The organism is Exiguobacterium sp. s140, assembly GCF_018617035.1.
Classification (GTDB): Bacteria; Bacillota; Bacilli; order Exiguobacteriales; family Exiguobacteriaceae; genus Exiguobacterium; species Exiguobacterium profundum.
Genome location: NZ_JACSJK010000001.1, coordinates 991242 through 1004984, shown reverse-complemented (window position 1 = coordinate 1004984; position 13743 = coordinate 991242). Strand labels below are relative to the sequence as shown.

The 13743-nt window shown below is 49.0% G+C and carries 11 protein-coding genes; all 11 read left to right on the top strand.

The window, feature by feature from the left end:
- Positions 1-4 precede the first annotated feature (4 nt).
- The 11 genes from infB to KNO61_RS05155 all read left to right on the top strand — a co-directional run bounded on the left by infB (position 5) and on the right by KNO61_RS05155 (position 13719).
- Complete coding sequence (gene infB, locus KNO61_RS05205) at positions 5-2230, top strand: translation initiation factor IF-2 (RefSeq protein ID WP_078146724.1); 2226 nt, start codon at positions 5-7, stop codon at positions 2228-2230.
- Positions 2231-2248: 18 nt separating this feature from the next.
- Positions 2249-2593 (top strand): 30S ribosome-binding factor RbfA, encoded by a 345-nt coding sequence (rbfA, locus tag KNO61_RS05200; protein WP_159562106.1) that lies wholly within the window; start codon positions 2249-2251, stop codon positions 2591-2593.
- Positions 2594-2638: 45 nt separating this feature from the next.
- The gene (gene truB, locus KNO61_RS05195; RefSeq protein WP_251026321.1) at positions 2639-3553 is read left to right on the top strand and encodes a tRNA pseudouridine(55) synthase TruB; all 915 of its coding nucleotides are present in this window, start codon (positions 2639-2641) and stop codon (positions 3551-3553) included.
- A gap of 16 nt (positions 3554-3569) precedes the next feature.
- Positions 3570-4496, top strand: a complete 927-nt coding sequence (locus KNO61_RS05190; RefSeq protein WP_078146726.1) for a bifunctional riboflavin kinase/FAD synthetase — start codon at positions 3570-3572, stop codon at positions 4494-4496.
- Between the two features lie 124 nt (positions 4497-4620).
- Complete coding sequence (gene rpsO / locus KNO61_RS05185) at positions 4621-4890, top strand: 30S ribosomal protein S15 (protein WP_015881433.1); 270 nt, start codon at positions 4621-4623, stop codon at positions 4888-4890.
- 128 nt (positions 4891-5018) lie between these two features.
- Complete coding sequence (pnp, locus tag KNO61_RS05180; protein ID WP_214684465.1) at positions 5019-7235, top strand: polyribonucleotide nucleotidyltransferase; 2217 nt, start codon at positions 5019-5021, stop codon at positions 7233-7235.
- Positions 7236-7286: 51 nt separating this feature from the next.
- Positions 7287-8504 (top strand): M16 family metallopeptidase, encoded by a 1218-nt coding sequence (locus KNO61_RS05175; protein WP_214872713.1) that lies wholly within the window; start codon positions 7287-7289, stop codon positions 8502-8504.
- Positions 8505-8555: 51 nt separating this feature from the next.
- Positions 8556-10049, top strand: a complete 1494-nt coding sequence (locus KNO61_RS05170; RefSeq protein ID WP_251030775.1) for a UDP-N-acetylmuramoyl-L-alanyl-D-glutamate--2,6-diaminopimelate ligase — start codon at positions 8556-8558, stop codon at positions 10047-10049.
- A gap of 3 nt (positions 10050-10052) precedes the next feature.
- Complete coding sequence (locus tag KNO61_RS05165) at positions 10053-11306, top strand: lipid II:glycine glycyltransferase FemX (protein WP_214872711.1); 1254 nt, start codon at positions 10053-10055, stop codon at positions 11304-11306.
- Positions 11303-11956 carry a M15 family metallopeptidase gene (locus tag KNO61_RS05160; protein ID WP_078146729.1) on the top strand — a complete coding sequence of 218 codons (654 nt, stop codon included), beginning with the start codon at positions 11303-11305 and terminating at the stop codon, positions 11954-11956. Before KNO61_RS05165 ends, KNO61_RS05160 begins: the two co-directional genes overlap by 4 nt.
- 95 nt (positions 11957-12051) lie before the next feature.
- Positions 12052-13719: a ribonuclease J gene (locus tag KNO61_RS05155; protein ID WP_015881439.1), complete on the top strand. Its 1668-nt coding sequence runs from the start codon at positions 12052-12054 to the stop codon at positions 13717-13719.
- Positions 13720-13743 lie beyond the last annotated feature (24 nt).

Genomic DNA, 13743 nt, shown 5'->3' with positions numbered 1-13743 from the left:
TGCTTTGGGAAAACGCGTCTATGAATTTGCAAAAGAACAGAATGTAACGAGTAAACAAGTCATTACTCAATTAGAAAAATTGAACAAACCGGTGAAAAACCATATGGCCGTCCTCGATGAGGAAACGGTAAAACAATTGGACCGTGTGTTCAATCCTGAAAAATATCGTGCTGAAAAACAAGCGGAAGCGAAAGCGACGTCAACATCGAATGAGCCGAAGCAAGAGAAAAAAGAAGCACAAGCGTCACGTCCACAAGCGGGACAACAAAACCGTGGCGGTCAAAACAATCGCGGTGGACAAAACAATCGCGGTGGACAAAATCGTAACGATAACCGAAACAACGACCCACGCAATAAAAAACGTGGAAAAGGGAAAGGCAAAGGCAAGCCGGTAAAAGCAGCTGTGCCACAAGAAGCCGATCCAAACTCGAAGACAAGTCAGCGTAAAGCAGCACGTCTCGCGCAAGAGGCAGAGATGGGCAACGTCATCAAGTATGACGATGTACTGAGCGTGTCTGACCTTGCTTCAAAAATGAATAAAAAGCCAAATGAAATCATCATGAAGTTGATGGGTCTCGGTGTCATGGCAACCATCAACCAAACGCTTGATGATGAAACGGTTGAATTACTCGCTGCAGAATTCGGCTTTGAGGTTGAAAAAGAAGTTGTTGTCGATGAGACAGACTTTGAAACAGTTGAGATCGACTTCTCACAATATGACCTTGAAGAACGTCCAGCTGTCGTTACCATCATGGGTCACGTCGACCACGGGAAAACGACACTTCTTGACTCGATTCGTAACACGAAAGTCGTCGCAGGAGAAGCGGGCGGAATCACGCAGCACATCGGTGCTTACCAAGTTGAAGTCAACGATAAGAAAATCACATTCCTCGATACACCAGGTCACGCAGCCTTCACAACGATGCGCGCCCGCGGTGCCGAAGTGACAGATATCGCAATCATCGTCGTTGCGGCTGACGATGGCGTCATGCCACAAACAGAGGAAGCAATCTCGCACGCCAAGGCAGCGAACGTTCCAATCATCGTGGCAGTCAACAAAATGGACAAAGAAGGGGCAAACCCTGACCGTGTCAAACAAGAGTTGACAGAGTTCGGTCTCATCCCTGAAGAGTGGGGCGGCGAAACAATCTTCGTTCCGATTTCTGCTATTAAAGGCGAAGGGATCGATGAATTGCTCGAGATGATTCTCCTCGTATCTGAAGTCGAAGAATATAAATCGACACCAGACATGCCAGCTCGTGGTTCAGTCATCGAGGCGAAACTCGACAAAGGACGTGGACCGGTCGCGACACTTCTCGTTCAACACGGTACACTTCGAATCGGAGACTCAATCGTCGTCGGTAGCACATTCGGTCGTGTCCGTGCGATGGTCAACGATATCGGTCGCCGTGTGAAACAAGTCGGACCATCTACACCGATTGAAATCACTGGTTTGAACGACGTTCCACAAGCGGGTGACCAGTTCATCGTCTTCGAAGATGAGAAGAAAGCACGTGCAATCGGGGAAAAACGTTACCAACGTTACCTTGAGTCACAGCGTCGTGAGTCGGCGAAAGTAAGTCTTGATGATTTGTTCAGCCGCATTCAAGAAGGTGAAGTGAAAGACTTGAACGTCATCATCAAAGCAGACGTTCAAGGGTCAGCCGAAGCATTGGCTGGTTCACTCCGCAAGATTGATGTCGAAGGCGTCAAAGTTAACATCGTTCACCAAGGTGTCGGTGCAATCACGGAAGGTGATGTCATCCTCGCTTCAGCTGCGAATGCTGTCATCATCGGATTCAACGTCCGTCCTGATGGAAACGCACGTTCGATGGCGGAACAAGAGAACGTTGAAATGCGTCTCCACCGCATCATCTACAACGCAATCGAAGAAATCGAGAGCGCGATGAAAGGGATGCTTGACCCAGAGTTCGTGGAAGAAATCACAGGTCAAGTCGAAGTCCGTGACGTCTTCAAAGTTTCGAAAGTCGGTGCGATTGCAGGTTGTTATGTGACAGAAGGTAAAATCACACGTGACGCCGGTGTCCGTGTCATTCGTAACGGAATCGTGATTTACGAAGGTAAACTCGATACGCTTCGTCGTTTCAAAGATGACGTGAAAGAAGTGGCGACTGGTTATGAGTGTGGGATTAAAGTAGAGAAATTTGATGACATCAAAGTAGACGATGTCATTGAAGCGTTCGTCATGAAAGAAGTCGAACGTAAATAATGTGAGGAGGGATCACGTATGAAAATTCGTGCCCAACGTGTTGCCGAGCAAATGCGTAAAGAAATAACAGATGTCTTGTTACGGGAAGTCAGTGACCCGCGTACAAAAAACGCTACGATTACGAGCGTTGATGTGACAGGTGACTTACAACAAGCAACAGTCTATTATACGGTGCTTGGTGATGAGGAAGATGTGAAAGCAGAAACGCAAGCTGGTCTCGATAAGGCGAAAGGGTTTATCCGTCGCGAAATCGGGAATCGCATCCGTCTTCGTAAAACACCAGAGATCTCGTTTGAATATGATTCTTCAGTCGCATATGGTAGCCATATCGATTCGTTGATTCGTGATTTGAACAAAGATTAATAATTTGAAAGGGGAGACGTCGTTCTCCCTTTTTTATATGGAGGGATGAAATTGGAACCGAACGGAGTGCTCGTACTCGATAAAGATGCTGGCATGACGAGTCATGACTGCGTATTTAAATTACGAAAATTGTTCCAGACGAAAAAGGTCGGTCACACAGGTACGCTTGACCCGGAAGTGACAGGCGTATTGCCCATCTGTTTAGGGCGCGCCACAAAGTTATCGCGTTTTATCACAGATGAAGGGAAGCGTTACGTGGCCGAGGTGACGATTGGTACCGCCACGATGACCGAGGACGCGCATGGCGAGGTCGTCACGCAGAAGTCAGTCACACCGAACGATTTGGATGCAACCCAGATTGACGAGGCGATGCGCCAATTGACAGGGAGGATTGAACAAATCCCGCCGTACTACTCGGCGGTCAAAGTAAACGGGAAAAAGTTGTACGAGTATGCTCGGAAAGGGCAGACCGTCGAACGACCTCGGCGGACGGTCGAGATTCTTCGTCTGGAGCGGACGAGTGAATTGATATTCGAAGCGGACGTCTGTCGATTCCGAATGGAAATCGACTGTGGGAAAGGGACGTATATTCGAACGCTCGCCGTTCAGATTGGGGAGAAACTCGGTTACCCTGCCCATATGAGCGAACTCAGACGGACGAGCTCAGGAACGTTTGATGAAGCGACCGCGGTAACACTCGGAACGCTTCAAACACTTGAAACGGTCGAGGAGCGAATGGCGTATGTCATTCCTCTCGAAGATGTGATCAAACGCTGGCCAATGATCACCATTCCAAAGAATCGGGAACGCTATATTCGCAACGGCGGGAAACTGAACGGCGTTTCGCTCGAATTTGAGTTATTTACTGTCTATAATGAAGAAGGAATCCCTCTTGCTTTATATCGAAGACAAGAAGGAACGACAGACGCTACAGTCGAGGTCATGTTGGCTATCGACTAAGGGGGAATTTGACAGTATGGAAACAAGACATCTCACTTATCCAGAAACACCCGACGTGTATCCGTCCATTATGGTACTCGGTTTCTTCGACGGTGTTCATAAAGGGCATCAAGCTGTAATCAATCATGCCAAACGGGTGGCAGCGGAGCACAACCTACCGGTGACGGTCGTCACGTTCGATCCTCATCCGAAACAAGTACTCTCCAATAAACCGGATGCGGTCCGCTATATTACACCGCTGTCCCGGAAACTGAAGCGCATCGAAGCGCTCGGGGTAGAGCGTTGCCTCGTCTTGACATTCACAAAAGAATTGGCCAATTTGTCCCCGCAACAGTTTGTCGATGATTATTTGATCGGTGCCGGAGCCGTGCACGTGACAGCTGGTTTTGATTACTCTTATGGAAAGTTTGGAGAAGGGACGATGGAGACACTTCCATACCATGCGCGTGACCAATTCACGACGTCTGTCGTCACAGAGCAGACGATGGATGGGGAAAAAGTGTCATCTACCCGCATCCGTAAACTCTTGGCAGAGGGACAGGTCGATGCCGCACATGAACTCCTCGGTACGCCATACGTGATCTGTGGCGAAGTCATTCACGGTGATGCGAGAGGGCGTACCATCGGTTTCCCGACTGCGAACGTGTTGATGGACGCTTCGTACGTCATGCCACGATTGGGCGTATACGCGACTCGAGTCACGCTACCGGACGGACGGATGTTCCACGCGATGACGAATGTTGGACGTCGTCCGACTTTTTATGAGACGGGATCGGTCTCTGTTGAGAGCCATCTCTTCGACTTCTCCGAGGATTTATATGGACAAGTCATCGAAATCGAGTGGATCCAATATATTCGGAATGAACGCGCGTTCGATGGGTTGGATGCATTGGTCGCTCAACTAAAAGAAGATGAGGTGGCAGCTCGTTCAATCCTATCTTGACTTTCAAGAGCGGGTACGCTATCCTTGTCAAGTACGCAAAGTACACCGCTTCGCTTGGCTGGTCGATTCACCAACGCCGGCTCGGCAACGCGGCAATTTTTCATTAAATGGAGGTGGAGAGGCAATGGCACTCTCAAAAGAACGTAAAAACGAAATTATCGCGGAATACGCGACAAAACAAGGTGACACAGGTTCACCAGAAGTACAAGTGGCTGTGTTGACTGAACAAATCAACACATTGAACGACCACCTTCGTACACACAAGAAAGACCACCACTCACGTCGCGGTCTCTTGAAAATGGTTGGACGTCGTCGTAACTTGCTTACGTACCTTCGTAACAAGGACGTTACACGTTACCGTGAATTGATTCAACGCCTCGGTCTCCGTCGTTAATCGATCGAGACTGTTTAACGGGCTGGGACAACGTCCTAGTCCGTTTCTTCTTTTTTAAGGAAAATGATTAGACATTCGTTGGAATGAGTTACATAATAAACTAGATAAGGTTTGAGAGGAGAATGTACATGTTAGGTACGAAACAAGTATTCTCTACAGAGTGGGGCGGACGCCCATTGTCTGTAGAGGTCGGCCAACTTGCGAAGCAAGCAAACGGTTCGGCACTCGTGCGTTATGGAGATACGGTTGTCCTTGCGACAGTGACGGCTTCAAAAGCACCAAAAGATTTAGACTTCTTCCCGTTGACGGTCAACTATGAGGAGAAACTTTACTCGGTCGGTAAAATTCCAGGTGGTTTCCTTCGTCGTGAAGGTCGCCCGGGTGAAAACGCGATTTTGACATCACGTCTCATCGACCGCCCGATTCGTCCACTCTTCCCAGACGGATTCCGTCATGATATTCAAGTCATGATTTACGTCATGTCAAACGACCCAGATTGCTCGGCTGAAATGGCAGGTATGCTCGGAACGTCGATCGCGCTCTCGATTTCTGACGTACCGTTTGACGGTCCAATCGCTGGCGTGACAGTCGGCCGTGTGGACGGCGAATTCGTCATCAACCCGACGACGGCTCAGTTGGAGAAAACGGACCTTGAACTTCAAGTTGCAGGGACATCGACAGCCATCAACATGGTTGAAGCAGGTGCGAACGAAGTACCTGAGGACGTCATGCTCGAGTCGATCTTGTTTGGACATGAAGAAATCAAGCGTTTGATTGCATTCCAACAAGAAATCGTAGAAGCTGTCGGAAAACCTAAATTCGAATACACGGTCTCGAAATACGATGAGGCACTTACTGCTGAACTCGAAGCAGCCCGTCCTGAAATCGTAGAAGCGGTTCAAGTGGAAGAGAAACACGCTCGTGACGAAGCCATCAACGAAGTGATTGCGAAGTATGTCGCGATGTATGAAGCGCGTCTTGCGGATGACCCTTCAAAACTCGGCGAAGTTTCAGGCATCTTGAACAAGTTCGTCAAAGATGAAGTCCGTCGCTTGATCACGGTCGAAAAAGTCCGCCCAGACGGACGTCGTCCAGACGTGATTCGCCCGCTCGCATCAGAAGTCGGATTACTCCCACGTGCACACGGTGTCGGTCTCTTCACACGAGGTCAAACACAAGTCATGTCTGTTGCGACACTCGGTGTCATCGGAGACGCACAAATCATCGATGGAATCGGTCTTGAAGAGAACAAGCGCTTTATGCACCACTATAACTTCCCGCCGTTCTCAGTCGGTGAAGCTCGTCCGGTCCGTGCGCCAGGTCGTCGTGAGATCGGTCACGGAGCACTCGGTGAGCGTGCGCTTCTTCCAATTATTCCGAAAGAAGCAGACTTCCCATACACGATTCGTCTCGTTTCGGAAGTACTCGAATCAAACGGTTCAAGTTCACAAGCTTCGATTTGTGGGTCGACACTCGCATTGATGGATGCAGGTGTGCCAATCAAAGCGCCAGTCGCCGGGATTGCCATGGGTCTTATCATGGAAGGTGAACACTACACGGTCTTGACAGATATTCAAGGACTTGAAGACCACCTTGGGGATATGGACTTCAAAGTAGCTGGAACGAAAGACGGGATCACTGCCCTTCAAATGGATATCAAGATTGCCGGAATCACGCGTGAAATTTTAGAAGAAGCGCTTGAACAGGCACGTGTCGGTCGTTTACACATCCTTGATCACATGCTTGAGACGTTAGATACTCCACGTACTCAATTGTCGAAATATGCACCGAAGATTGTGACGATGACAATCAATCCGGATAAGATTCGCGACGTCATCGGACCAGGCGGTAAGATGATCAACAGCATCATCGACCAAACGGGCGTCAAAATCGACATCGAACAAGACGGTACGGTCTTCATCGCCTCGACGGACCAAGAAGGAATCGATCTTGCCATGTCAATGATTGGTGACATCGTCCGTGAAGTCGTCGTCGGTGAAGTATACGATGCTACCGTACGTCGCATCGAAAAATTCGGCGCGTTCGTCGAGTTGTTCAAAGGGAAAGATGCGCTCGTACACGTATCCGAATTCAGCCTTGAGCGTGTCGCGAACGTCGAGGATGTTGTGAAGCTTGGCGATTCGATTCAAGTCAAAGTCACTGAAATCGATGACAAAGGTCGTGTCAACGCATCACGAAAAGCGCTCATCTTAGAAGGATTGTCTCCTGAAGAGCGTGAGGCATACGAAGCGAAACGGAAGGCAGCACGTGAAAGCCGCCCACCTCGCGATAGCCGTCCGCCACGTCGTGACGGGGACCGTCGTCCACCGCGCTCGACAAATTAATTATTCTGGCCATCGTCTTGGTGCGATGGCCTTTTTCATAGGAGTGAGAATATGGAATGGATGACATTAGAGAACGGTATCCGAATCATCATCGAACCAATCGAAGGTTCGCTTAGCACCTCGACCGGGGTATTCATTAAAGCAGGGACACGTACAGAGACGTTTGAGAACATCGGCATCAGTCATTTGATTGAACATATGCTGTTCAAAGGGACAGCATCGAAAAGCGCGAAAGAGATTGCTTCCTTTTTCGATGAGCTCGGTGGAAGCGTCAACGCCTTCACCTCGAAAGACCATACATGCTTTTATGTGAAGACGCTCGATGAACACGCGGTCATGGCGCTCGACGTCCTGACAGACATGCTGTTTGAGTCAGTAATCGATATGCAGGAGTTGGAGAAAGAAAAGCGTGTCGTTGTGGAAGAGATTAAAATGTATGAGGACACGCCGGAAGATCTCGTTCACGAACTATTGGCCATGGCGGCGTATCGAGACGATATACTTGCCCAACCGATTTTAGGGACGGAGGAGAGTGTCAATCGATTGACGCGGGACCAGCTCGTCGAATACTTACAGGAACAGTATACGGCCGAGCAGATTGTCGTCTCGATCGCAGGTCATGTTTCTGAAGAATTGATCGAGGCGGTAAAACGTAGGTTTGCCCACATCCCTTCTAGGGAATCGTCGAAAGAAATCAATCAACCGGAACTGTTCCATGACACATTGACGAAACATAAGGAAACGGAGCAAGCCCACCTCTGTTGGAACTACGAAGCGATTCCGGCGACGGACGATCGATTGCCTCATTTGGCATTGATGAACAACGCAATCGGCGCGACGATGTCTTCGCGTTTGTTCCAGTCCATCCGTGAAGAAGAGGGCTTGGCTTATTCCATTTACTCCTATTACACGACGTTTTCCGATCACGGTACGTTTACCATATACGTCGGTACGTCGCCGGATACGTTGGAACAAGTCGAAGTCATCCTAGAGAGAGAGATGAAGCGACTTGTCGCCGACGGTTTGACTGCTGAGGAAGTAGACAAAGGCAAGCGACAATTGAAAGGGTCGATCGCTCTTGGGAATGAAAGTTCGAGTGCCCGTATGAACCGGAACGGACGGAACTTGCTACTTCTCGATGAAGTCGAGCCGATAGAACAAGTGATTGCGAAAGTAGAACGGATTGAACGCGATGAGGTCAATGAATTGATTCGTGAGGTGTTGAGCCATCGCCCAGCGAAGTCATATGTCCTCCCAAACGAAGCGTGACTTGAAACCGAATTGTAAGTTCTCTACACTGATTAAGAGGTATTCTTTAGTTTGGATAGGATACAGGTGAAAGAAGGGAAAGACTTGAACTTAACGGATTTAGTGAAGACGATACAATTAATTAATCAACCAAATCTAGAAGGCATCGTCGTGACGCATGTGACGACGGACTCGCGAGAAGTTGTGCCGGGAACGCTGTTTGTCGCCATCAAAGGCTATACGGTGGATGGGCATGAATATGCGGCGCAAGCGGTAGAGCGAGGCGCGGTGGCAGTCGTTAGCGAACGACCGATCGACCTGTCAGTGCCAAACCTGATTGTACGTGACAGCTCGCGTTCGATCGGGTTGTTGGCTTCGGCCTTTTATGCGTATCCATCTGAACAGATGCGACTGTTCGGAATCACGGGAACGAATGGAAAAACGACGACGACGACGATTTTACGAGACGTCCTCGATGTCCTCGGGCATTCGACCGGTTTGATTGGGACCGTTGAAGTACGCATCAACGACAAAATCGTCCCAAGTAAAAATACGACGCCTCAAAGTTCAGAACTTCAACAGTTGTTGGCACAAATGCGAGATGAAGGCGTGACGGACGTGATGATGGAAGTGTCCTCACACGGTCTTGAGCTCGGACGTGTCATCGGAACTGATTTTGACATCGTTGGTTTCACGAACTTGACGCACGATCACCTAGATTTTCATGGGACGTTCGAAAACTATACACGTGCAAAAGGGTTATTGTTCGCTCAACTCGGTCAAATGGCCTCACGTGGAAAAGTAGCCGTCTTGAACGCAGACGATGCACAAACGCCTCTTTATGAGACGATGACCGGTGCGAAAGTAATAACATATGGGATTGATGCGCAAGCAGACCTGATGGCAACGGACATTGAACAGACGTTGTCTCAAACGAGCTTTACATTGAATTACCAAGGCGCGAAACTTCCGGTAACGGTCCAGTTCATCGGTCGTTTCAACGTGTACAATCTATTGTTGGCGACGGGTTGTCTTCTCGCTGCCGGTTATTCACTTGAACGAATTGCCAAAGCACTTGAGATGATTCATCCGGCCAAGGGACGGATGCAACGTTTAGACGTCCCAGGTTACAACGTATATGCGGACTACGCCCACACACCGGATGGCATCGAACAGTGTCTGAAGTCGCTCGTCGGCGTACCAAAAGAAAAGATTATCTTTTTGATTGGGACAGGTGGAAACCGTGACGTCACAAAACGTCCGGCAATGGGCGAGATGGCTTCGTCCTATGCCGGTACCGTCATCATCACGACAGATGATCCACGATTCGAAGCGTATGAGTCCATTACAAAAGGGATTGCGGCCGGGATGACCCATGACAACTTTGTTGAAATCGGGGATCGAGAAGAAGCGGTCCGTTATGCGGCCCGTTTAGCGAAACCGGACAACATCATCGTGCTAGCAGGAAAAGGGCACGAGAAGTATCAAATTATTGGAAATGAAAAATTGCCGCTCGATGAAGAGGCGATTGTTCGAGCGACCATTTTGAATACGGAGGAAGCATGATTTATGGCAGTACAACCAATTACGTTGACAGAAAAAGAGCATGACGACTTCGTCAAAACACACGACCGTGGGGATTTGTTGCAACTATCGAGTTGGGGAGATGTGAAGCGCCAAAATGGTTGGACGTCAGAACGTGTAGCGGTCGCGCAAGACGGTGTGACGTCCGGTGTCGCTTTACTTTTATTCAAACGTGTCCCGAAATTACCATACACATTGTGCTATGCCCCACGCGGATTTGTCGTGGACTACGACGACTTGGCATCGCTACAGGCGCTCGTGAAAGAAGCGACGCGTGTCGCGACGGCACATAAAGCCATCGTCGTAAAAATTGATCCAAACATCGACCGCGATGAATTGCCAGGACTATTAACCGAAATGGCTGCCATCGGGTTTAAACATAAGGGATACGGCGGTGGCTTTGACTACGCCCAACCTCGTTTTACAATGGAAACTGATTTGCGCCCGAGTGAGAAGGATATTTTTGCGAAATTCCATCATAAGTTCCGCTACAATGTCCGTCTCGCGGAGAAAAAAGGAATCGTCTGCAAAGAGGTCGGTCGTGACGGACTCAAAACGTTCGCCGATTTGATGAAAGTGACAGGGGAGCGTGACGGATTCGCTACGCGAGGGCTCGATTATTTTGAGAACCTATACGATTGTCTGCAACCGAGCGATGCCCGTCTCTTCTTGACAACGCTCGAACCGAAAATCGCACTCGAACAGCAACAGGCGACGCTAGAAAAAGCGAAGAAAGAGTTGGCGAAGATTGAACGGGGCCTTGAGAAAGAAACGATTGAAAAGAAACGTAACAGCCTTTTGAACCGCAAGGAACAGACGGAGGCACAAATTCAAAAAGCGGAGCAAGCCCTCCCTGAGCTCGTCGAACTCGATCAGACCTATCCGAACGGGCTCGTCTTATCAGGTGGTCTGTTGACACTCGCAGGACGGCGCTCTTATTACTTATACGGAGCCTCGTCAAATGAATTCCGTGAATTTATGCCGAACCACTTGATGCAATGGACGATGATGCAGGCGGCCAAAGCGAGTGGCGCCGAGCGATACGACTTCGGCGGGGTATCAGGAAGTACGGACCCGGATGATGAATATGCTGGTCTTTACGCATTCAAATCGGGATGGGGAAGCGACATGATTGAAAAGGTCGGGGAATTCGACCTCGTCTTGAATCGTCCTTTGTATATGGCACTCGAAAAAGGGTTGCCACTCTTAAAAGGACTGCGTAAACGGTTAAGAAGATGAGATGGACAGGCGTGTTATCTCTTGCGATGGTCGCCTTTCTGATTGGCATTACGCTCGCTTACTTTTATATGCAACCGGAACCGGTGCCTTGGGTGGACGAGCCGACGTTCGAAGCGGATATGTGTGTGCGAGACGTGGAGAAAGAAGATGCGATCTTGGTAAGGACGAAGATTGATTTTGACCGGTTGCATCCGTTAGTCGCCAATCGAGGAGAATCGTTCATTCGATTGGCCCATTCTTGTCTAGACCTCGAAGTGCGCCTCACTTCAGGATACCGTTCTGCCAAGGAACAGAATGCGCTTTATGCGCAAGGGCGGTCTGAACCCGGGCAAGTGGTGACCAATGCGAAGGCGGGTCAGAGCTATCATAACTATGGTCTTGCTGTCGATTTCGTTATCATCCATAACAACAAGACCGACTATGACCTGAATACGGATCGTAATCGGAATGACATTCCTGACTGGCAAGAACTCGGGGAGTTAGGAAAGGCGCTCGGCTTTGAATGGGGCGGAGACTGGAACTCATTCCCGGACTATCCTCACCTCCAAATGGACTTCGGCTTGTCGATTCGTCAACTTGTTGCAGGGAAACGACCTGACGAAAAAGAGACGGCACCGCTTGCCGATGCACTAAAACCTCTATTAGATTAGACGGAAATGTTGGCAATGAAGCCGTTTTCCGCTACAATATTCAGTAGCGATAAGGGGACGAAACAGAATATGAATCATTTAGGAGGTTTTTGTTAGTGTCAAAAAAGAAGACAGAGAATATTAGCGTCTTTGCGCTTGGAGGCGTAGGCGAAATCGGGAAGAACATGTACGTCGTGGAACTAGACGACGACATCTTCGTCATCGATGCCGGTCTAATGTTTCCAGGCGATGAGATGCTCGGGATTGATATCGTCATCCCAGACATCACATACTTAAAAGAAAATAAAGATCGTGTACGGGCGATTTTCATCACCCATGGTCACGAAGACCATATCGGTGGACTTAGCTACGTCTTACGCGACTTGAAGCACGTTCCAGTATACGGGACGAAATTGACCCTCGGGTTGATTGAATTGAAATTAAAAGAGGCCGGTTTGTTGAAAGAAGTCGACCTTCGCATGATTGATGCCAAAACGAAATTGACTATCGCTGATCATTTCATCACGTTTTTCCGCGTCAATCACTCGATTCCCGACTGTGTCGGCGTCTGTATTCAAACGTCTCAAGGTGCGATCGTCCATACCGGAGATTTCAAGTTTGATTACACGCCTGTCGATGGTAAACAATCCGACTTCAATAAATTAGCGGCAATCGGACAACGTGGCGTACTTGCGCTTCTTTCCGATTCGACGAACGCCGAGCGACCGGGGCAAACCGGTTCAGAGTCAATCGTCGGAGCTGAATTGAACGATGTCATTTATCAAGCGGAAGGTCGGGTTATCGTGGCATCATTCGCCTCGAACGTCCATCGCTTGCAACAAGTATTCGCAGCAGCGGAAGCGAATGATCGTAAAGTCGCGGTCGTTGGTCGTAGCATGGTCAACATCGTCGAAGTTGCACAGAAACTAAACTACTTACGTTTCAAGGCGAAGACACTCGTCGAGTTGTCGCAAGTAAACCGTCTACCGGATAATAAAGTCGTCATTTTAACGACAGGTTCGCAAGGAGAGCCGATGGCGGCATTGACTCGTATGGCTCGTAATGCCCACAAGCAAGTCAACATTCGATTGAATGACACGGTCGTCATCGCGGCGACACCGATTCCAGGGAATGAGAAGTCTGTTTCTAAAACGATTGATTTGTTGTTCCGTTCAGGTGCGAACGTCATTTACAACCAACGTAAAGTGCACGTATCTGGACACGGATCGGCAGAAGAATTGAAGCTGATGCTCAACCTCGTTAAACCGAAGTACTTCTTACCGATTCACGGGGAATACCGGATGCAGATGGCACACTCGAAACTCGCTGAACAAGTGGGTGTCAAACCGAACAATATCTTCATCGTTGAAAAAGGTGACGTCGTCGAGTTCACGGGTCGAAAAGCCCGCATGAGCCGAAAAGTTCCTGCAGGAAATGTCTTGATTGACGGAATCGGCGTCGGGGACGTTGGAAACATCGTCTTACGGGACCGTCGATTGTTGTCACAAGATGGAGTTGTTCTCTGCGTGGTCACGTTGAATCGGAAACAGAAGAAATTGATTTCAGGACCTGAACTCATCTCACGTGGTTTCGTATATATGCGTGAATCGGAGGAGATGATTTCAGAGGCAAACCGTATTGTCACGAAACAGATTGAAAAGAGTCTGCAGGCTGGCAGTGATTGGACCGAATTGAAATCAAATATCCGCGAGCGACTGAGCGTCTTCTTATTCGAGCAGACGAAACGTCGTCCGATGATCTTGCCGATCATCATGGAGATTTAATGGAATGAGAGTGAGGCAAAAGTC